We start from the raw sequence: 22,403 nt of genomic DNA on the forward strand, positions 1-22,403 counted from the left end.
TTCGTTTTCAAAATTAACAATTATTGTGCCTAAAATTTATTAATGTCTTCACAAAATATTTACATTCTCGGAATTGAGTCTTCTTGCGATGATACAGCAGCTTCTGTAATATACAACGGAAGGATTTTAAGCAATGTTGTAGCTAGCCAAAAAATACACGAAGCATATGGTGGTGTTGTTCCAGAATTAGCCTCTAGAGCTCATCAGCAAAACATAGTCCCAGTGGTACATCAAGCTATAGAAAAAGCTGGTATTAAAAAAGAGCAACTGAATGCCATAGCGTTTACTAAAGGCCCAGGATTAATGGGAAGTTTACTAGTAGGAACATCTTTTGCAAAATCTTTAGCTTATGGTTTAAATATTCCTTTAATTGATGTGAACCACATGCAAGGGCATATTTTAGCACATTTTATTGATGAAGATGGGTTTGAAAAACCACCATTTCCTTTTTTAGCTATGACCATTTCTGGTGGACACACACAAATAGTAAAAGTCGAAAATTATTTTGACATGACTGTTATAGGCGAAACCATCGATGATGCCGTTGGTGAAGCTTTTGATAAAAGTGGAAAGATTTTAGGTTTAGGCTATCCTGCAGGACCTGAAATTGACAGACGTGCTGCTCTTGGAAACCCTAAAGCATTTCAATTTACTAAACCCAAAGTGGATGGTTTAAACTTTAGCTTTTCTGGTTTTAAAACAGCTGTACTTTATTTTATTCAGCGAGAAGTGAAAGCTAACCCAAATTTTATAGAGGAAAATCTGAATGATATTTGTGCATCAATTCAATACACAATTATTGGTATTTTGATTGATAAACTGAAATTAGCAACTAAACAAACTGGGATTAAGCATATTGCTATTGGTGGTGGTGTTTCGGCAAATTCAGGTATTAGAAATGCGCTTAAAGATGGTGAACAAAAATTTGGTTGGACTACCTATATTCCTAAATTTGAATTTACCACAGATAACGCTGCTATGATTGCTATTGTTGGCTATTTAAAGTATTTAGAAGGTGATTTTGCAGAGCAAGATGTTGTGGCTAGTGCACGATTGAAGATTTAAATATGCATCAATTACAGACAAAAACTTATCTATATTTTTGGGCAGCTGCAGTGTTAACTGTTTTAGTAAGTTACACCTTATTTACCAAAATCCATAATTTAAACTTAGTACTCAACATACATAAGGATTATTTTGTTATCTCAAATATTGAATTCAATATTTTAATTGCATATGCATTAGCATTTATAGGCTTAATATATTACATACACTATGTGTTTAGAATTTTGCTTTTTAAACATTTAACAACAATTCACACTTTAATAACTATTAGCTGCGTTATACTATATTTTTTAAGTCCTATGTTTTTATTTGGAAAAAACAAAGACTTTCCTCTATTTGAATATGAAAATTCTATTGATCATTTTCTATTTATTATTGGCTGTTCTGCTTTATTGGCTCAACCGATTTTATTTTTCAACTCAATTATCAGTTCAATAAAATGTTTTGCAAAAAAAACAAAGTTATAAACAACACCTTCTTAAAAACTTATTTCAGCTTTCTTCATACAGCTCACTATTCCTTTTAAATTTGAAATTAAATTTAAAACTTTAATATGCACAAAAAATTACTCGCTTTATTATGTCTAGGATTAACCTCTATTTTATCAGCTCAAACTTCAACCGAAGAAGAACTTTTAGTCATTGAAACCTCTGAGCAAGTTGAAACCTATTTAGAAACTAAAAAATCTAAAAAGAATAAATTAATCACCTTTAATGAAGAGAAGCATAAAACGGTCTTAGCTAAAGCGCTATTTAAACTTAGTGTTGGTGGCACTAAAATAAATGAAAGAGAGTTTGAAAAAACGTTTTATAAAGTAATAAACAAAACTAAAAAAACGTATCATAGAGTTGCTTATATCTATTTAGATGGTTCAGAACTAAGTTTAGAAAGCATAAACAATTTGAGAGACAAAATTATAGCTCAATATAACAATGGCGCTCCATTTGATTTTTTAGCGAAACAATATTCTATGGACGGAAATGCTAATAAAGGTGGAGATTTAGGTTGGTTTTTGAAAGGAGAAATGCATTCTGATTTTGAAAATGAAGTTTTAAGTGAAAATCACAGTTTGAATGATATCTTTACAGTTGATATCGCGTCTGAAAAATGGTATTATGTGGTATTGAAAACACATGAAGCAAAAGAAATTTCAGAAATTGAAGTCTTGAAAATTGTTGAAGCTAAAGAATAATGCAACTTTTTTACAATCAAAATATAAACGAGAACACTACAGACTTTACTTTTGAAAGAGAAGAAAGTAAACACATTGTAAAAGTACTTCGTAAAAATATTGGTGATACATTACACATTACAAATGGTAAAGGTTGGTTATTTACTGCTGAAATCTCAGTGCCAAACATCAATAAGTGTACAGCAAAAATTATTTCAAAAGAACTGCAATCTAAGCGAAACTACAACTTACATTTAGCCGTTGCGCCTACAAAAATGAATGACCGCTACGAGTGGTTTTTAGAAAAGGCTACCGAAATTGGTATAGATAGCATTACCCCTATTATTTGTGATCATAGCGAGCGAAAAGTAATTAAACCAGAACGTTTTGAGCGTATTTTGCAATCGGCTATGAAGCAATCTTTAAGCTGTTATTTGCCAAAATTAAATGATGCTATATCGTTTCAAGACTTTATCAATAAAGGTTTTCAAGGTGAATTATTTATAGCACATTGTGAGAAAACCAATAAGAAATCATTAAAACAACAATTAAAACCCAATACCGATATTACCATTTTAATTGGACCAGAAGGTGATTTTTCTGTTAAAGAAATAGCTAAAGCACTTGAAAACAATTTTATTCCTGTAACTTTGGGTGAAACTAGATTGCGCACAGAAACTGCGGCTATTGTTGCATGTCATTCCGTCGCTTACACTAATGAGTAAAATTTCTATGAAATTATTTTTCACTTTTATCTTTTCACTTTTAGTTTTTAACTTATATGCACAGGATTTGGCAGTTTTAAAATACAAAGGTGGTGGAGATTGGTACGGAAACCCTACTGCCCTTCCAAACCTTATTAAATATTGTAATGAGAATATAAACACCAAGATAAACCGAAAACCACAAACTGTTGAAACGGGAAGTTCTGATATTTTTCAGTTTCCAATGTTACACATGACAGGACATGGCAATGTTTTTTTTAGCGAAACTGATGTTGAAAATTTACGCAACTATTTAATGTCTGGAGGCTTTTTACATATAGATGATAATTACGGTATGGAACCTTATATAAAAAAAGAATTGAAAAAAGTATTCCCTGATAAGGATTTAGTAGAGCTACCAAATAGTCACGCAATTTTTAATACAGTTTATAAATTTCCAAACGGATTACCAAAAATACACGAGCATGATGGTAAACGCCCACAAGCTTTTGGCGTTTTTAATGGTGACAGATTAATATTGTTGTTTACTTATGAAAGCGATTTAGGAGATGGTTGGGAAGATGCTGAAGTGCATAACGACCCTGCTGATGTTAGAGAAAAAGCACTGAAAATGGGTGCCAATATTGTTAAATATGCTTTTGAAAATTAAACTTATATGAAACTAAATTACTATTGTAGTACGCCATCTTGTAAAAAACTAAATTCAATAAAAGTTGAATCAAATAATCGTTTTGATTTAAAACAGGAGGTTGGGTTAGAAATTAACGAAAGATGCAAGCATTGTGGAAATCACACAAAAAGGCATATAAATAGATTACACGCTTCGCCTAATTACTTTATTATATTGGGTGGATTAGCATTAGCAGTAATAGTAACTATTCTACTTTGGGACTTTGGGTTTGTTTCTACATTAAGTGGAGCAATACCTATTGCAATTTGGATGAGTGAAGAAAAAAAAGCAAGTGCATTTAATAAAGTACTTATTCGAGATTAGATACAAATACTCAATAATAAACATTAATTTAATATAGTTGCAATTAACCCACTACAATACTAACTTCAATAAACAAAAATTTCCTATCACATTAATTTGCGATAATGTAACGAACGCACCAAATATTGGTAGTTTATTTAGAATTTCTGATGCTTTTGGAATTGAAAAATTAATTCTTTGTGGTGAAAACATTCAGTTAGGCAGAAAAATGGCTAAAACGTCAAGAGCCACAGAAAAGATTGTAGATTACGAAATGAATCGTAAAGCTTCAGAAATTATTGAAGATTTAAAAAGCAAAAACTACCAAATTATTTCATTAGAAATCACTGATTCTAGTCAACCAATTCACAAGGTTCAATTTTCAAAAGAAAAACCCCTTGCATTAATTATTGGTGATGAGAATTTTGGAGTTTCTGAAAACATTTTAAAAACTTCAAACGCAATTATCCACATTGAGATGTTTGGACAAAATAGCAGCATGAATGTGGTACAAGCCACTAATATTGCTTTATATGAAATTACAAAGCAGCTTTTGTAAACTGTTTTATATATTTACTCTATGAATTCGAACACCATTTCAAACGGTATTTTAAAAGCGCTTGGTATTATTATCGGGATTGCGGTATTGCTTTACTTTTTATATCAAATTCAAGCAGTTATTGGTTATGTGGCCATTGCTGCTGTAATTTCTTTAATCGGAAGACCGATTGTTTTATTCTTAGAACGCCGATTAAAGTTCAAGAACACCATTGCAGTTATTGTTACTATGGTATTGCTTTTGGGGATCTTTATAGGATTGGTAGGTTTGTTTATTCCTCTTATAATTAAACAAGGACAAAATTTATCACTTTTAAATATTGAAGAACTTCAAACTAATATTGAAAACCTCTACTCAGAAATAATTACCTATTTTGATTTACATCAGATTGATGTAGAACAGTCTTTAAAAGACTCTAACCTACTTTCAAAAATAGATTTTTCGTTAATTCCAGATTTTTTAAACTCCGTTATTAGTGGTCTAGGAAGTTTTAGTATTGCTTTATTTTCAGTTTTATTTATATCCTTTTTCTTCTTAAAAGACAGCAAATTATTTGAAAGCGGAGTACTTACGTTTATTCCCGATAATAAAGAATCACGTTGGAAAACATCTTCTACAAAAATCAAAGATTTATTATCTAGATATTTTGTTGGTCTTATATTTCAAATACTCATTCTATTCATAATTTATATGATTGGGTTACTTATTATTGGTGTTGAAAATGCAGTCGTTATAGCATTTTTATGTGCTCTTTTAAATCTAATCCCTTATGTAGGTCCTCTAGTTGGTGCTTTTTTAATGTTAACATTAACGATGACAAGTAACTTAGGAGAGTCATTTAGCGACGTTATTTTGCCTAAAACCTTCTGGGTTTTTATAGTATTTATGATTGGACAGTTAGTTGATAATTTTGGAAGTCAGCCTATAATCTTCTCAAAAAGTGTTAAGTCTCATCCTCTAGAAATTTTCTTAGTTATTTTAATTACTGGTATTTTATTTGGTGTTATTGGTTTAATTATAGCGGTTCCGGCTTACACAGCTATAAAAGTTATTTTAAAAGCCTTTTTATCTGAAAACAAGATTGTTAAAAAGCTTACCAAAGACCTTTAAGTTTTAATTTGAATAAAAACATATTACATACTGAAATACAGGATTTTATAAACACAAATATAAACTCTGACTTAAATTCATTATTACTAAAAGGCTTTACGTTTCCAAACATTGAAAGTAAAACAATTATAGAGCAGATTGAAGCTAAAAAAAGAAGCAAAACGAAGCTCTCTACTTGGTTTTTAACTAAAAATATTTACTACCCAAACAAATTAAATATTGAACAAACCTCTTCTGAAGTAACAGCAAATTATAAATCTGAATTAATTGAAGGCGATTCCATAATTGATTTAACTGGAGGTTTTGGCGTGGACTGTTTTTACTTTTCAAAACAGTTTAAATCGGTTATTCATTGCGAGATAAATGAAACACTTTCAGAAATTGTAAATCATAACTACAAGCAGTTAAATATTGATAACGTTACAACTATTCAAGCAGATGGTATTTCTTATTTAAAAAATTCAAATAAAACTTTTGATTGGATATATATTGATCCTTCAAGACGTCATGATAGTAAAGGCAAAGTCTTCTTTTTAAAAGATTGCTTACCTAATGTTCCTCAGCACTTAGACTTACTATTTAAGCATTCAAAAAATATCATGATTAAAACATCTCCTTTATTAGATATATCGGTTGGTATTAGCGAATTAAAACATGTAAAAACCATTCATGTTGTTGCAATAAATAACGAAGTAAAAGAACTACTTTGGGTTTTAGAAGCTGATTTTAGTGATGAGATTTCAATAAAAACCATCAACATAAAAAAAGAAACAAATGAGGCTTTTAAGTTTCATTTAAATGAAGAAAAACAAACAGAAGCCAAATACAGCTTACCTCTAACCTATTTATTTGAACCCAATTCAGCTGTTTTAAAGGCTGGTGCTTTTAATCAAATATCCAAGCAACTAAACTTAGATAAATTGAATAAACATTCTCATTTATACACTAGTAATCAGTTTATTGATTTCCCTGGACGTTCTTTTAAAATTGAAGACATTGTTCCATATAACAAAAAAATACTCAAAAGATTAGCTATTAAAAAAGCTAATATTACCACAAGAAACTTCCCTGAAACTGTTCAGCAAATAAGAACGAAGTTTAAAATTAGTGATGGTGGTAATATCTATCTATTTTTCACAACAGATTTAAACAATCAAAAAATAGTATTAGTCACTAAAAAATTATAAATAATGACGCTTCAAGAACTTGCAGGACAGTATTCCATTACAGGTGCTAATCAAAATCTAGAATCAAGTACTTATAAGGGCATTCTTGATTTAGCAATTGATGAAAACAATAGAGTTAGAGCAAAATGGTTAATAAATAAAACCCAAGAACAATTTGGCTATGGTTTTTTTAAAGATAATATTCTTGTTATTAATTTTAATTACAAAAACGACAATACCACTTTTAAAGGTGTTGTAGTTTACAAATGTATTTCAAAAGATTTTCTTGAAGGTTTTTGGTCTGAAAAACATGGAGACCCAAATTACATTGGAGAGGAACGTGCTTTTAGAATAGATAAATTAAAAGAAGTAGTAAACTAAGAGCGTGGTTTATTTAGCCCTCTATCATAAAGAACAATACTTCCAGCTACTGATACATTTAAACTTAATTTTGAATTGAATTTTACCAAAAAATGAGATTTATCAATAGCCTGTTTTGACAATCCATGATCTTCAGCTCCTAATAAATATACGCAACGCCTAGGATGATGAAATGTTTCTAACGGTTCCGCCTTATCAGTTAACTCTACACCTACTATTCTAGCGCCTTTTGGAATATTATTAAGAAAATTTTCAAACGTTTCGTAATGAAAATATGGCATCGCTTTTACAGCATCATGCGTATCACAAGCCTGTTTTGCATAACGATTTCCAATTGTAAAAATAAAACTAGCCCCTAAGTTTTGAGCAGAACGCCATAAGACTCCCAAATTTTCTGGTGTTTTTCCATTTTGGATACCGATACCGAAAAATTCATTTTTAAAATTATCATTCATACTAAACAAAAATAGAAAGAAATTAAAAACAAAAAAGCTCCAATATTTTCATATTGAAGCTTTTTGTGAGCCCTGAAGGATTCGAACCTTCGACCGCCTCCTTAGAAGGGAGGTGCTCTATCCAGCTGAGCTAAGAGCCCTCAAAGAAAACATTTCTGTTTTCTGGAGTGCAAATATAAAATTAACTATATATCTAACCAAAAGAAATGTTTATAATTTTAAGTAAAATTTCATTACTTCTGATAATAAAATTATTAGTTCTTCAAAAATCAATTATTAAATGATAATCAATAAAAAACACCATATTGCTATGGTGCTACTATTGTTTTTACTTTAATATTATTTTAAGCGAAATAGATATATATTCCTATCACTATAACGCAAATTCCAACACCTACAGTTTTCAAATGTTTCCAAGGTATTATATCTACTTGTTTTGTAAACTCTAAACTAAATGCTTCAGAGCGCGGATAAAACTTACCTATAATCAACATTATTACCACATTTAAAACAAATAAAATAGCCATAACATGCAAGAAATGAGGATAATTATCAGCACCAATAACAAAAGGTTTAATAATAAATTGGCTTATACTATATAAAACTACTCCTGATATTATAGCAACTTTCGCTGCAATAGCTGGAACGTACTTAGTTAAATACCCCACAACTATAATGGTTAAAATAGGAATACTATAACAACCATTTACTTCTTGTAGATATCCAAACAAACCGTCAGGAGCATTTGCAATTAAAGGCGCAATACACATTGATAGAATAGCCAATACTACTCCAAAAGACTTTCCTGCAAAAACAGTTTCTTTTTCTGTAGCATCCTTTTTAATGTGAGATTTATAAATATCAATTCCGAATAAAGTTACCGAACTATTTAATGCAGAATTAAATGAACTTAGTATGGCTCCAAATAAAACAGCTGCAAAGAAACCAACTAAAGCTGCAGGTAACACTTTAGTAACTAACATTGGGTAAGCTTCGTCTGGATTCTCTAATGTATTTCCAAACATGTGAAAAGCAATTACACCAGGTAAAACAACAATAAGCGGTCCCAGTATTTTTATAAATGAGGCTAACAATAATCCTTTTTGACCTTCTTTTAAATTCTTTGCTCCTAATGCCCTTTGAATAATAGCTTGATTTGTTCCCCAATAAAATAATTGAACCAACATCATACCCGTGAAAATAGTTCCAAAAGGGATTGAGGAATCTGAATCTCCCATAGCCTTAAATTTGTCTGGATTAGTAGTCATTAAAGTAGAAATGCCTTCAGAAATACTACCGTCTCCAATAGCGAGTAAACCGAAGAAAGGAATCATAAGTCCACCAATTAATAACCCAACTGCGTTAATAGTATCAGAAACAGCAACAGCTTTTAAACCTCCAAAAATCGCATAAATTGATCCGACTATACCTATACCCCAAACAGTAATCCATAAAGCTGTTGTTTTTGAAACATTAAGTAACTCAGGAACATTAAACATAGAATTAATTGCCAAAGCTCCAGAATATAAAACAATAGGTAATAACACAACAACATATCCACTTAAAAATAAACCTGAAGTTATGGTTTTAGTCATTTTATCATAACGTTTTTCTAAAAATTGAGGCACAGTAGTTATACCACCTTTAAGGTATCTTGGTAATAAAAATACTGCAGTAACTACCATAGCTATAGCAGCTAAAGTTTCCCAGGCCATAACAAGAATACCCTCTTTAAAAGCTGCGCCATTTAATCCAACAATCTGTTCTGTAGAAAGGTTTGTTAATAATAAAGAACCTGCAATTACAAACCCCGTAAGACTTCTTCCTCCTAGAAAATACCCATCAGAAGAACTTTCATTTGTCTTTCGTGTTGCTAGATAAGAAATAATGGCTACTAAGGCTGTAAACCCAAGAAAAGATAAAATTTGCATATGTATTAGATTAGTTAGTTTAATTATTCAAATATATGTATTAAGCCTAATATTACACCGCTAAAAGGTCAATAACTATATTTTTCAATAAATAAAAAACAGACTAATAAGATATAGTATATTTTAATAAAAAAACTATATTTATACCGCAGATTATTGACATAAAAAAAATAATTTTCTTTATAATAACTAAATTATAAGCTCTATTAAGTTCCATTTAACTTTAATAAATTGAAAATGGAAATCTAATACATATGATTTATTATACCCAGCCATTATCCTTAACTATAAAAGAGCTAACTATCATTTTTATTATAAAATTTCTAAAATTTATTCAAAAAAAATAATGTACAGTATTAAACATAATCAAGTTTCAAATATTTTAGAAATTAAAGATTCTAAAAAATATTTGGCAGGCAAAATATATTTAAACGATGGTGGTAGCTTACAAGAATTAACTCTCGGAGGAAAAAAAATTATAAGTGATTTATCACCCTTAACTTATGATATCACTTATGCTTCTTCTATTTTATTTCCATTTGCTAACAGAATAAAAGATGGATTATACAATTTTAATGGTAAAACTTATCAGTTAGAGACAAACCAAGAAGAAGAACAAAATGCTTTACATGGCTTTGTTTTTAATAAATCATTTAAAATTATTAAGCAAAATATTTCTGATACTTGTGTTGAAATTGTTCTTGAGTATATAGAAAACAAAAAATCTAAAGGCTTTCCATTTACTTATAATATTCAGGTAAGCTATATCTTTTCAAAAAACAACCTATGTTTAAGTGTATCGGTTGAAAATACAGACACCAAAGTTTTTCCTTTTACTTTGGGTTGGCATCCTTATTTTTTAAGTGAAAATTTATACGAAAGTTCATTACGTTTTGATAGCAAACAAAAACTTAAAATTGGAAAAAGAAATATTACAACAGGTATAAAAGATTTTTGCTTAGCAGATAAATTTCAAATTAAAAATCAGCAACTAGATGATTGTTGGATTTTGGACTCTGATAATATATATTTCTATACTCCTAGTTATAAAGTTTCAATAAATTCTTCTGTAAAAAACAACTTCCTACAAGCCTATACTCCACCCAAAAAAAACTATATAGCCATAGAGCCTACTACTGGCGTTTCTGATAGTTTTAACAATAAGATTGGTTTACAAACTTTAAGCCCAAATGAAAGTTATGATATTACGTGGTCATTAAAAATAGTTAACAATTAAACTACTAAAAATGAGTGTTGCACTAATACATGAGGTAAAAAAAACATTTATAGAAAAATTTAAAACAGATCCTTTACTAGTTTTTTCTCCAGGTAGAATAAACATAATTGGAGAACATACTGACTATAATGATGGATTTGTTTTTCCAGCTGCTGTTGACAAAGGAATTGTAGCTGGAATTCAAAAAAGTGATTCTGGGAGTTGTACCGCTATTGCTTTGGATTTAGGTAGTACAGCCAAATTTGAATTAAATAAGTTTCAACCTTCAAAAGTGGGGAGCTGGGAAAACTATGTTTTTGGTGTTGTTGCCGAAATACAAAATAGAAACAAAGTTATAGGTGATTTTAATATCATTTTTAAAGGAAATATTCCTAAAGGAGCTGGAATGTCTTCTTCTGCTGCATTAGAAAACAGTGTGGTTTTTGGTTTAAACGAATTATTTGAATTAGGGTTTTCTAAAGAAGACATGGTTTTAATTTCACAAAAAGCAGAGCATAATTATGTAGGTGTCAATTGCGGTATTATGGATCAATATGCTAGTATGTTTGGTATTAAAAATCATGCATTACACTTAGACTGTAGAACCTTAAAGTTTAAGTCTTATAAAATTGATTTTAAAGACCATCAGTTGATGCTTATAAATACTAATGTAAAGCATAGTTTATCGGATAGTGCTTATAATGATAGACGTTCAGCTTGTGAGAGTATTTCTGAGTTATTAGGTATTAAAGCATTGAGAGATGCCACTGAAGCAGACTTAGAAACAGTTATTGATAAAGTAATTCCTGCAAATTATCAAAAAGCGCTTTATATAATTCAAGAAAATGCTAGAACTTTAAAAGCTGCAAAAGCAATTGAAAAAGGAGACTTAGATACCTTAGGTTCTTTGATTTATCAATCTCATGATGGTTTATCAAATCAATACAAAGTAAGTTGTAATGAATTAGATTTTCTTGTAAAACAAGCTAAAAAAAATAAACATGTTCTTGGAGCAAGAATGATGGGAGGTGGTTTTGGTGGATGTACCATTAACTTAGTTAATAAAAAAGAAGCTAATACATTTGGAGAAATTGCATCAACTGCATATAAGAAGATGTTTAACAAAGAATGTTCTGTCTATTATATTCAGTTATCTACTGGAACACATATTGTAAAATAACAAACGAAATACAATATTAAAAATATAATATCTGTCATATTACAATACTATTTAATAATATATCTACATAAGAAAAAGATTCATGAGGTCAAAATCGACCATTCATCAAGAATTCCACAAGAAATAGTAGATTTATTTGCTTAGTAGCGGTTTAAGCTTAAAATTAAATTGGTATTACATACTAAATGATAGCTTCAAAAGTTATATTTTTAGCCATCTAAACAAACGCTTTTAATGAAACGCTATTTATACTTTACAATTACTTTAGGATTCATAATGCTTTGGAGCTCTTGTAGAAAAGATTTTGAATTTTCACCAAGCACAGGAAGTCTTCAATTTTCAAAGGATACTGTGTATTTAGATACTGTTTTTACAAACATTGGATCTAGTACTTATAATTTGAAGGTTTATAACAAAAGTGATGATGATATCTCAATTCCATCAATAAGTTTAGTTAGAGGTGACGCTTCTAATTATAGATTGAGTGTTGATGGTATTGCAGGTAAAAGCTTTGAAAACATAGAATTACAAGCTGAAGACAGCTTGTTTATTTTTGTAGAATCTACTATAGATATTAATAATTTTCCAAATCCAGATGGTACATATTTGTATACCGATCAGATTGCATTTGATTCTGGTTCAAATCTTCAAGAAGTTGAATTAGTTACCTTAGTCCAAGATGCTGTTTTTATTTATCCAGATAGAGATAATACTACTAAAGTTATTGAAACTTTAACACTAGATATTGATGGTGAGATGGTTGAAACCGAATTACAAGGTCGAGAATTATTATCAACAGAACTTACTTTTACAAACGAAAAACCCTATGTTATTTATGGGTTTGCGACCGTACCAAATGGTGAAACACTAACTATTGAAGCTGGATCTCGATTACATTTTCATGACAACTCTGGAATTATTGTTTCAAATGGTGCATCTATTAATGTGAATGGTGCTTTTAGTACCGACCAAGAACTTCTTGAAAACGAAGTGATTTTTGAAGGCGATCGTTTAGAACCTAACTTTTCTGATGTCCCTGGACAATGGGGAACTATTTGGCTATTAGATGGTAGTACAAACAATACCATCAATTATGCTACAATTAAAAACGCAACTATAGGTGTTTTAAGTGACGGTAATCCAGTTGAAGCAAGTGATAAATTAACTATAACAAATTCTCAAATTTATAACTCTAGTAGTTTTGGTATTTTAGGCAGAAATACTTCCATTGCTGGTGAAAATATAGTTATTAATAATTCTGGCTTATCTTCTTTTGCAGGAACTATAGGTGGAAAATACAACTTTACCCACTCTACCCTTGTAAATTATTGGGATGCTGGTTTTAGACAATTCCCTTCAGTTTTACTCAATAATTTTGTTGTAGATGAAGAAAACAATGCTACCATAGCTGATTTAACTGAAGCTAACTTTAACAACTGTATTATCTACGGAAATGATAATCCTGAAATTCTTTTAGATGAAATTGAAGATGCTTCTGTTGTATTTAATTTTAAGTTTACCAATTGCTTAATTCGTTTTGAAGACAACAGTAATAATTTTACTGGAGTTAATTATGATTTTAATGATGCCAGTAAATACGAAGGCAATATTTTCAACTTAGACCCAAATTTTAAGGATGTAAATTTAAATCAGCTTATTATTGGAGACGAATCTGGAGCAAACGGACAAGGTTTTGCCTCTTTTGCAACACAAGTCCCAGTTGATATTTTGAACGTAAATAGAACATCTTCTCCAGATATAGGCGCTTATCAGCATATTATTTTTCCTGTAGAAGATTGACCTATAAAGAATGAAACAACTAACTTATATTTTACTTTTTAGCGCCTTCATTTCTTTTTCTCAAAAAGAGTATAAATTTAATACATTGTTAAAATACAAATGTGACTTTAACACTTCAGTTTGCGACACTTTAATGAAACAGTACTTGTTAACTAATTCAAGAGATAATAGCTATTATTTAGTAATTAAAGAAGTTGATAGTTCATATTTTTCAATAGAATTGATAGACTATAATAAATATTACTCAATTGTAAAAATTTCCAAAATTGACTTCTGGAAAGCTTCTACTATTAATTTTACTAATTGTAGGGATGTTTTTGAGCCAAGAAATATTTATAAATACAAAAACAAACACTATAATTTCTATAGAAAAAAAGACACTATCATTGACGGTTTAGAATTAACTCAATATGATTTTAAATATATAAAATCTAGAAAAAGAAAAATTAAGAAACAGATTGGTAGTGTTTCATATGTCATAAAAAAAGACACCGAATATCATCTGCCAATTTTGCGAAATTCAACATCTTTTTTCAAATGGGAAAAAGAAAAAAATCTCCCAAATGGTATATATCAAGAGTATTTATATTATAATTATTTAAATAAACTTGGTATACATTGTAAATTAGAAGAGATTAAAAGATTAAATAAAACCTTAGTGGTACCTAAACCATGTCCTTTAACATTAATTATCAAAAGTTAAATAGTGTTTTTATTTTTTAATTAAATCTTTTCCATTTAAGATTAACGGACTCTTAACAGTTAATTTATTCGAATACAGCTATTTTTAGGTTTTACAGCAATCAAAAAAACCTAAAGACATGAAAAAACTATCCATCCTAATTGTACTATTCTTAACTGTATCCTTTACTTACGCACAAAGTGATTCTGACAAAAAAGGCGTTGAAAAGGCATGCATGAATTACATTGAAGGCTTTTATGAAGGTGATGAAGCAAAACTTAAAGAGAGTTTGCAGCCTACCCTCAATAAATTTGGTTTTTGGAAAGACAAAAAAACTGGAGAATATAAGCAACAAGACTACATGGCTTATGAGAAAGCTTTAGCTTATGCTAGAAATGTTTTAGAGAAAAAACAATTTGCTAAACCAGAAGCGCCAAAAGAAGTTCAAGTTTTTGATGTTGGGCATGTTATAGCTTCTGCAAAAGTTAGAGCTTGGTGGGGCATTGATTATATTCTACTCTCAAAACGTGGTGACAAATGGATGATTGAGCAAGTGATTTGGGAAGGACCTTTGGAGAAGCCAACTCATTAAACTAAACTTAATGTTACAACTTACTTGCGTTAGGGATTGTAGTGAATAGCCCACAGCTTTTGCGCCCTAGCTCAGAAGTGAGGACTTGTAACAAAAAGCCCGACCCCCTTTTCGGGGTAACGCAAAAAAAAACTCTGAGATATAAACCTCAGAGCTTTTTATTAATTAACACTTGATTTGATTTAAAGCTTACACGAATAAAGGTTTATCTTGCATCATCATATTAACTTTAGTTTTTACAGCTTCTAGAGTAGCATCGTCTTCAAAGTTTGTAATAACTTCGTCAATTAAATCTACAATAGCTACCATATCGGTTTCTTTTAGACCACGTGTAGTAACAGCTGCAGTACCCAAACGGATTCCTGAAGTTACAAATGGCGATTTATCATCAAAAGGCACCATGTTTTTGTTTACTGTAATATCTGCTTTTACCAAGGCTTGTTCTGCCTGTTTACCAGAAATATTTTTGTTTCTCAAATCGATTAACATACAGTGGTTGTCTGTTCCATTTGAAATAATATTATAGTTTTTGGCTACCAAAGCATCAGCCATAGCAGAAGCGTTTTCTTTAACTTGTAATTGGTAGTGTAAAAAATCATCTGTTAAAGCCTCTCCAAAAGCAATAGCTTTAGCGGCAATAATATGCTCTAATGGTCCACCTTGATTTCCTGGGAATACCGCAGAATCTAGTAAAGACGACATTTTACGTAAATTTCCATTTTTAAGTGTAATTCCGAATGGGTTATCAAAATCTTGCCCCATCATTATCATTCCACCTCTAGGGCCTCTTAATGTCTTATGTGTTGTTGTTGTAACAATATGGCAATGTGGAAGCGGATCGTTAAGAATTCCTTTTGCAATCATACCTGCTGGATGCGAGATATCTGCTAATAAAATAGCTCCTACACTATCTGCAATAGCTCTAAAGCGTTTAAAGTCAATATCTCTTGAGTATGCAGATGCTCCTGCAATTATTAATTTTGGTTGCTCTTTTGTAGCTACTTCTTGTATTTTATCGTAATTTAAAACACCTGTCTCCTGCTCTACACCGTAAAAAGATGGCTTGTAAAGTTTACCAGAAAAATTTACTGGAGATCCGTGTGTTAAATGCCCACCATGAGATAAATCGAATCCTAAAATCTTATCACCTGGTTTTAAGCAAGCATGATAAACCGCTGTATTCGCCTGACTTCCAGAGTGTGGTTGTACGTTAACATAAGCAGCACCAAATAAGGTTTTTGCTCTGTCTATAGCTATTTGCTCTACTTCATCAACTACTTCACAACCTCCATAATAACGCTTTCCAGGATACCCCTCGGCATATTTGTTGGTTAACACAGAGCCTGCAGCTTCCATAACTTGTGGGCTTACAAAATTCTCTGATGCGATAAGTTCAATACCATGAAGTTGGCGTTCTTTTTCAGCTTCAATAAGTTCAAAAATTTGTTCGTCGCGTTGCATAAAATAGAGTTCTAGTTAAATATTGTGCAAAAATAGGAAATAGATTAGTTATTAGTATTAAAAAATGCAGATTTACGTTTAAGTTTTCAACGGTTTATCAACCATTAAAATTAATGCAAATTTTATATGTTTTTTTGAAATAAAATAAAAATATTATGTAGGTTTGATAAGAATTCAATAATCCTAAACACTTAAACTTATTATGCCATTATCCGCAAATAATCCAGATAGAACCTCGTGGTTACACGTTGATAAACACTCAGATTTCCCAATTCAAAACATTCCCTTTGGTGTGTTTTTAACTCGAGATGATATTATTACCATTGGTACTCGTATTGGTGATACTGCCATAGATCTTGGTGCCTTGCATCAATTGGGGTATTTTGAAGGTATTCCCTTAACTGATGATATTTTTCTTCAAGATTCTCTAAACGATTTTATTGCTGATGGTAGAAAAACATGGCGTGCTGTTAGAAATAGAATTGCTGAAATTTTTGATGCTAATAATAACACATTAAAAAACAATACCAAACATAAAGAAACCATTCTTTTTCGTTTAGATGAAATTGAAATGCAATTACCAGTTCAAATTGGAGATTATACTGATTTTTACTCAAGTATAGAACACGCCACAAATGTTGGTACTATGTTTAGAGATCCTGATAATGCATTGCTTCCAAACTGGTTGCATATTCCGGTTGGCTACCATGGTAGAAGTAGTTCTATAATTCCTTCTGGAATTCCGGTTCACAGACCACAAGGACAAACCCTACCAAATGGAGCTTCAGAGCCTGTTTTTGGACCAAGTAGATTGGTAGATTTTGAACTTGAAATGGCTTTTATTACTACAGATGCTAACGATTTAGGAGAACCAATTCCAATAGATGAAGCTGAAGAATACATTTTTGGTTTAGTATTACTTAACGATTGGAGTGCGCGGGATATTCAAAAATGGGAATATGTTCCATTAGGTCCGTTTTTAGCAAAAAACTTTGCCTCTTCCATTTCACCCTGGATTGTTACTTTAGATGCTCTAGAGCCTTACCGAGTAGAAAGTCCAAAAGCTGTTAAGCCACAACTTGACTACCTAAAATACAAAGGCAAAAAGAGTTATGATATCAATTTAGAAGTAGCCATACAACCTGAAAATGCCAAAGAAACTGTGGTTAGTAACTCTAATTTTAAATACATGTACTGGAATATGGTACAACAATTAACTCACCATACCGTAAATGGCTGCCCCGTAAATTCTGGAGATATGATGGGAAGCGGTACTATTTCTGGACCAACCGAAGACAGTTACGGCTCCATGCTAGAACTTACTTGGAGAGGAGAAAAACCACTCAAAATGAAAGATGGTAGCGAGCGTAAATTTATTAACGACAACGACACCGTTATTATGCGTGGTTACTGTGAAAACGATGGTACACGTATTGGCTTTGGCGAAGTATCAACTAAATTATTACCCGTTTACAGCAAATAAAAATTATACATATGTATAAAAAATCCTGCACAGTGCGGGATTTTTTGTTTTTGGGCGTTACCCAAGGGTCGGGCTTTCTCTACTCAATCCCCCCTACGTCGGGGATTTCAAACATGTCGTTCAATCCCTAACGCAGGTAAATTCGCAATAACCTGTTCCTATTTCAATTCTTTTAACACATTTGCAAAAGTTAATTTATATAAGTTTATTCTTATAAAATAACATAAATAAAACACTTTATCGAATATATTAGTATTTCATAGATAGTAATTGTATTTTGGCATCACTATTGAAATACTACCCAAATAACCAAAACAGTAGACCCATGAAAAAAATACTACTCATTTCCGTATTAAGCTTATTTATATTGGCTTGTAATACTAGAAAGCAAGTTGAAAAAGCTGTAAATTCTGGTGATTACGATCAAGCCATAAATACAGCATTAAAAAAACTAAGAGCAAATAAAGATAAAAAACGTAATTATGATTATGTTATAATGCTTCAAGATGCTTATTATAAAGTTACAGAACGTGATATAGAAAATATAGCGCACCTCAAAAAGGATAATAATCCTGAAAATTACAGAATCATTTTTGAAATGTATCAAGATTTAGATGCACGCCAAAATGCTATAAAACCTATTCTACCACTTAAAGTCAATGGAAAAAATATTACATTCGATTTTAATAACTATAGTGATGCCATTTTAGAATCTAAAAACAAGGTTTCAGACTACACCTACGAAAAAGGTTTAGAACTTTTAGAGTCAGATGAAAAAAGAGTTATCAGAGAAGCGTATTCAGAATTAAGCTACCTAGAGCGTATTAACCCAAATTACGAAAATACACGCGAGTTACTAGAAGAAGCGCACCAACGTGGTAAAGATTATATTTTAGTATCATTAAATAATGATACACAACAAATCATCCCAAGCCGTTTAGAAGACGATTTACTAAACTTCAACACTTACGGATTAAATAAATTTTGGAGCGAATACCATGTTAATAAATTAGAAAACCTAAATTACGATTATGCAATGCAGCTTAATCTAAAAGGCATTAATGTATCTCCAGAGCGCATAAACGAACGTGAGTTTATCAGAGAAAAAGAAGTAGTAGATGGTTGGGAATATAAAAAAGACCGCAACGGCGAAGCTATAAAGGATAGCTTAGGTAAATACATTAAAATAGATAAACTAGTTAATGTAAAAGCAAGATACATGGAAACCATTCAAACAAAATCCTCGCATGTGGTTGGAGATGTGGTGTACTTAGATTTAAAATCTAATCAATTACTAGACGCCTTCCCTATTGATAGTGAGTTTGTTTTCGAATATGTGTTTGCAAGATATAGAGGAGATAAGCGTGCATTAAACGCCAACGATATCGCACTTATAAATAACAGACGTGTACCATTCCCTAGTAACGAACAGATGGTTTATGATACAGGCGAAGATTTAAAACTACAACTCAAGGATATTATAAATTCTTATGCGGTGAGATAAACAAAAAGATAATCTACTTTCATATTTTATTAGCAAAAATAACATTACTACATAAAATATGTAGTAATAAAAATAGTATTCTTTTCGTATTTTGTCTTATTGAAAAAACTCTCTTTAATATTACCATATTTGTTTTGTTGCCTTCTTCAAAGTCAGCAAAATGTAATTCACTATAACATCAATAATGGTCTTCCACATGATGTTACGTATGGTTTATTTCAAGCCAGCAATGGTTATTTATGGATTGGTACTGACGACGGACTCGTAAAATTTGATGGTAACTCTTTTAAAGTTTACACATCCAATGATGGTTTAACATCTAACTTTGTTATAGATATTGCTGAACTCTCCAATAAATCGCTTGCCATAGCCACATGGCGTGGTGGTTTGAATTTATTTAATCCGAAAAAAGAGGAATTTACAAACACTCCAAAAGGCCCAAAGAAGCTGTCTAATCTTGTTGTATTTAAAGACACTATTTATAATTATCACGATTTTAGAAATTTAATATTTTGGCATAACAAGGACTCAATTATTGAAACCAAACAATGTGTTTATAAGCCAAATGAAAGCTATGATTTAAATGAGTTTCCATCAAAAAAGTTTAAATACTATTCTGTTGCTTACAAGGTTATTGAAGACTCTCTTTACAAGTATTCTTCTCATAAATTCAAAGAAGCTTTAAAAGGTATTTATATTGAACGTGGTAACAAAACTGAGCTAAAATTTAAGTTCTTAAAACATAAAGTTATAACAGCATTAGTAAAAAAAGACAGCCATACGTTTATTGCTGGAAGCGAAAATAATCTGTTGATTTTCGATGATGAAAAACTTATTAAAGTTGTAGAACTTTCAATTAACAATACAAGAATTTCAAAATTACTTGTTCATGGTGATAATATTTATTTTTTAAGTTCAGATAGCAAGGGTTTTAAATACCTCTATTATTACAATCTACAAACAGAAACTTTAAAAAACGTAATTAAAGCGCTAAAAATCAATGCTACAGTTTCAGATATTTTATTGGATCATGAGCGTAATCTTTGGATTTCAACATTTGGAGATGGTTTATATTGCAAATTAAACACTCCAAAAAGCATATATAATATTCCTATAAATAAAAATATCATTGATTTAGAATTTAACAACGATAAAACCCTATTACTCTCCAATAGGACACTTTCAATTATTAAAAATTTCAATTTAGAAGATGAAATACCTCTACATGGTTTTGGTAAACACATCAGCAAAGTTGAAGATAAAGTAATTGTTAGTTCACTTGATATAAAAGCATCATATGCACTAGATGAAACTATTACGGAACAGTATGGTTATGGATATTTCAACTTAAATGATGAAGCCATACAAATAGAAAGCAACGAAATAAAATTTATAAATGCAGGAAAAACCTGCTTCTATGACAAACTACGATACAATATTTTTGATGTAGCCAAGTGTCAAAATACACTATATTTTGGAACCAATGACGGACTTTACCAATACGATAAAATAAAGAACCTACTCATCAAAACTGTAACTAAAAACGTCGCGTTTGATAACTCTATAGTCAATGCTCTATTAGAAAAAGATGACACTTTAATTATCGGTTCTAATAATGGTTTATGGAAATTGGCTAACAATTATTTGCACCTAAAAAACGAAGAAGATGGTTTGATTAACAAACAAATAAACGCATTAAATTTTGATAGCAATGGTAATGTTTGGATTGGTACACAAAAAGGCGTATCCATTTACAATGGTAAAACATTCAGCAATCTAAACACTGAAAGTGGAATAATCACATCTTACATAAGTAAAATTAAAGAAGATAAAAATGAAGACATCTGGATTACAGGTAATAACGGTGTTTCAATATTAAATTCTGAAATTTCAAATTACATCACGACGCCTCCAGTTTTAGATATTTCAAATAATGATTTATCATTTAGCTACAATACCATCGCCTATAACAGAAGTAAAATAACAAGTCAATACAAACTCAACAAAACAAATTGGGTAAATCTAGATAACCGAAAAGGCATTTTAGATTTCAGCAACTACAGAAAAGGCAATTACACACTTCAATTTCGAGCAAAGAAAATTGATAGCGATTGGGCAAACTCAAAAATATTTAGCTTCAACATAACCATACCGTGGTATAAACAAAGTTGGCTATTACTTATAGCAAGCTTACTAATTGCAAGTATCATCATCATCTTTATTCTTAAAAAATTAGAACAGTCAAAATTAAAAACCAAAAATCTACAAGTAGCTATTGCAAAACGTAATCAACTTGAAAATGAGCTCATAGCAGTAAGGCATAATATTGCACAAGATTTTCATGATGATTTGGGGAATAAACTGGCAAGAATTTCAATTTTATCAAATTTACTTGAAGACGATAATGCAAATTTAGATTCTGATAATAAAGAATTGCTGAAGCAAATTACATCTGACGCCGATTATCTTTATAAAGGCACTAAAGACTTTATTTTTTCCTTAAAAACTGAGAGTGATTATTTGGAGGAAGTCATTACGTATTTATCAGATTTTGGGGAAGATTATATGAAGCAATTTAATATTGTTTTTGAAGTTGAAAAAGCTATATACTCTAATATTAAGTTGCCATATTATTGGAGCAAACAACTTATTTTTATTTTTAAGGAGGTGCTTACAAATGTAGTAAAACACGCCAAATGTAATAGAGTGATTTTATCATTTATCTACGATGGGGAATTTCTAAAGATAAGCTGTGAAGATAATGGTATTGGGTTTAACATTAAACAGTCAACCAGTAAAGGCGGATTGCAAAATATTAAAAATAGAGCCAGTGCTATTGGTGGAGAATTAACAATTAATTCAAATACAAATAATACAAAAATTATATTTTCTGGAAAACCACATAATTAATGTAGTAAATAATACTAAAATCAATTTTATCTTTAAATT

The 22,403-nt window shown here is 30.6% G+C and carries 20 protein-coding genes and 1 tRNA gene; 17 read left to right on the forward strand and 4 right to left on the reverse strand.

Features of this window, described 5'->3' with window-relative positions; genetic code table 11:
• The first annotated feature begins 42 nt into the window (after window positions 1-42).
• The 9 genes from tsaD (at window position 43) to DIS18_RS11865 (ending at window position 7,150) form a co-directional block, all read left to right on the forward strand.
• Window positions 43-1,065: a tRNA (adenosine(37)-N6)-threonylcarbamoyltransferase complex transferase subunit TsaD gene (gene tsaD, locus DIS18_RS11820; protein WP_109353291.1), complete on the forward strand. Its 1,023-nt coding sequence runs from the start codon at window positions 43-45 to the stop codon at window positions 1,063-1,065.
• A gap of 553 nt (window positions 1,066-1,618) precedes the next feature.
• A complete protein-coding gene (locus DIS18_RS11830; RefSeq protein WP_109353293.1) occupies window positions 1,619-2,257 on the forward strand; it encodes a peptidylprolyl isomerase in 639 nt (212 codons plus the stop codon).
• Entirely contained in the window at window positions 2,257-2,961 is a 705-nt protein-coding gene (locus tag DIS18_RS11835) for a 16S rRNA (uracil(1498)-N(3))-methyltransferase (RefSeq protein WP_109353294.1), read from the forward strand. Before DIS18_RS11830 ends, DIS18_RS11835 begins: the two co-directional genes overlap by 1 nt.
• 7 nt (window positions 2,962-2,968) lie before the next feature.
• Window positions 2,969-3,610, forward strand: coding sequence for a DUF4159 domain-containing protein (locus tag DIS18_RS11840; RefSeq protein ID WP_109353515.1), 642 nt, complete (start codon window positions 2,969-2,971; stop codon window positions 3,608-3,610).
• A gap of 6 nt (window positions 3,611-3,616) precedes the next feature.
• Window positions 3,617-3,955 carry a hypothetical protein gene (locus DIS18_RS11845; RefSeq protein WP_109353295.1) on the forward strand — a complete coding sequence of 113 codons (339 nt, stop codon included), beginning with the start codon at window positions 3,617-3,619 and terminating at the stop codon, window positions 3,953-3,955.
• 37 nt (window positions 3,956-3,992) lie between these two features.
• Window positions 3,993-4,493 carry a TrmH family RNA methyltransferase gene (locus DIS18_RS11850; RefSeq protein ID WP_109353296.1) on the forward strand — a complete coding sequence of 167 codons (501 nt, stop codon included), beginning with the start codon at window positions 3,993-3,995 and terminating at the stop codon, window positions 4,491-4,493.
• A 21-nt stretch (window positions 4,494-4,514) separates the two neighbouring features.
• Complete coding sequence (locus DIS18_RS11855; protein WP_109353297.1) at window positions 4,515-5,603, forward strand: AI-2E family transporter; 1,089 nt, start codon at window positions 4,515-4,517, stop codon at window positions 5,601-5,603.
• An 8-nt stretch (window positions 5,604-5,611) separates the two neighbouring features.
• The gene (locus tag DIS18_RS11860; protein WP_109353298.1) at window positions 5,612-6,790 is read left to right on the forward strand and encodes a class I SAM-dependent methyltransferase; all 1,179 of its coding nucleotides are present in this window, start codon (window positions 5,612-5,614) and stop codon (window positions 6,788-6,790) included.
• Between the two features lie 3 nt (window positions 6,791-6,793).
• The gene (locus DIS18_RS11865) at window positions 6,794-7,150 is read left to right on the forward strand and encodes a hypothetical protein (protein WP_109353299.1); all 357 of its coding nucleotides are present in this window, start codon (window positions 6,794-6,796) and stop codon (window positions 7,148-7,150) included.
• Here DIS18_RS11865 and DIS18_RS11870 read toward each other — a convergent pair.
• From DIS18_RS11870 to DIS18_RS11880, 3 genes are all read right to left on the reverse strand, one after another.
• Entirely contained in the window at window positions 7,147-7,605 is a 459-nt protein-coding gene (locus DIS18_RS11870) for an RNA methyltransferase (RefSeq protein WP_109353300.1), read from the reverse strand. The genes DIS18_RS11865 and DIS18_RS11870 overlap by 4 nt on opposite strands.
• Before the next feature lie 66 nt (window positions 7,606-7,671).
• Window positions 7,672-7,745, reverse strand: a tRNA-Arg gene (locus DIS18_RS11875).
• Between the two features lie 204 nt (window positions 7,746-7,949).
• A complete protein-coding gene (locus DIS18_RS11880; protein ID WP_109353301.1) occupies window positions 7,950-9,536 on the reverse strand; it encodes a solute:sodium symporter family transporter in 1,587 nt (528 codons plus the stop codon).
• Between the two features lie 346 nt (window positions 9,537-9,882).
• On the opposite strand from DIS18_RS11880, the gene DIS18_RS11885 reads away from it, so the two are divergent.
• The 5 genes from DIS18_RS11885 to DIS18_RS11905 all read left to right on the forward strand — a co-directional run bounded on the left by DIS18_RS11885 (window position 9,883) and on the right by DIS18_RS11905 (window position 15,006).
• Window positions 9,883-10,773: an aldose 1-epimerase gene (locus tag DIS18_RS11885; RefSeq protein ID WP_109353302.1), complete on the forward strand. Its 891-nt coding sequence runs from the start codon at window positions 9,883-9,885 to the stop codon at window positions 10,771-10,773.
• Between the two features lie 10 nt (window positions 10,774-10,783).
• Window positions 10,784-11,932, forward strand: coding sequence for a galactokinase (galK, locus tag DIS18_RS11890; protein WP_109353303.1), 1,149 nt, complete (start codon window positions 10,784-10,786; stop codon window positions 11,930-11,932).
• Between the two features lie 234 nt (window positions 11,933-12,166).
• The gene (locus DIS18_RS11895; RefSeq protein ID WP_109353304.1) at window positions 12,167-13,732 is read left to right on the forward strand and encodes a hypothetical protein; all 1,566 of its coding nucleotides are present in this window, start codon (window positions 12,167-12,169) and stop codon (window positions 13,730-13,732) included.
• Between the two features lie 10 nt (window positions 13,733-13,742).
• Window positions 13,743-14,435, forward strand: coding sequence for a hypothetical protein (locus tag DIS18_RS11900; RefSeq protein WP_109353305.1), 693 nt, complete (start codon window positions 13,743-13,745; stop codon window positions 14,433-14,435).
• 118 nt (window positions 14,436-14,553) lie between these two features.
• On the forward strand, window positions 14,554-15,006 hold the full coding sequence (locus DIS18_RS11905; RefSeq protein WP_109353306.1) for a nuclear transport factor 2 family protein: 453 nt from the start codon (window positions 14,554-14,556) through the stop codon (window positions 15,004-15,006).
• 189 nt (window positions 15,007-15,195) lie between these two features.
• On the opposite strand, the gene glyA is transcribed toward DIS18_RS11905, so the two are convergent.
• Complete coding sequence (gene glyA, locus DIS18_RS11910; RefSeq protein ID WP_109353307.1) at window positions 15,196-16,467, reverse strand: serine hydroxymethyltransferase; 1,272 nt, start codon at window positions 16,465-16,467, stop codon at window positions 15,196-15,198.
• Window positions 16,468-16,669: 202 nt separating this feature from the next.
• Here glyA and fahA point away from each other — a divergent pair, with 202 nt between their 5' ends.
• The 3 genes from fahA to DIS18_RS11925 all read left to right on the forward strand — a co-directional run bounded on the left by fahA (window position 16,670) and on the right by DIS18_RS11925 (window position 22,364).
• Window positions 16,670-17,950 carry a fumarylacetoacetase gene (gene fahA / locus DIS18_RS11915; protein WP_109353308.1) on the forward strand — a complete coding sequence of 427 codons (1,281 nt, stop codon included), beginning with the start codon at window positions 16,670-16,672 and terminating at the stop codon, window positions 17,948-17,950.
• Between the two features lie 325 nt (window positions 17,951-18,275).
• The gene (locus DIS18_RS11920) at window positions 18,276-19,454 is read left to right on the forward strand and encodes a hypothetical protein (RefSeq protein WP_109353309.1); all 1,179 of its coding nucleotides are present in this window, start codon (window positions 18,276-18,278) and stop codon (window positions 19,452-19,454) included.
• A 99-nt stretch (window positions 19,455-19,553) separates the two neighbouring features.
• On the forward strand, window positions 19,554-22,364 hold the full coding sequence (locus DIS18_RS11925) for a ligand-binding sensor domain-containing protein (RefSeq protein ID WP_109353310.1): 2,811 nt from the start codon (window positions 19,554-19,556) through the stop codon (window positions 22,362-22,364).
• The last annotated feature ends 39 nt before the right edge of the window (window positions 22,365-22,403 follow it).

Source organism: Algibacter marinivivus, from assembly GCF_003143755.1.
In the GTDB taxonomy this organism is placed as follows: Bacteria; Bacteroidota; Bacteroidia; order Flavobacteriales; family Flavobacteriaceae; genus Algibacter_B; species Algibacter_B marinivivus.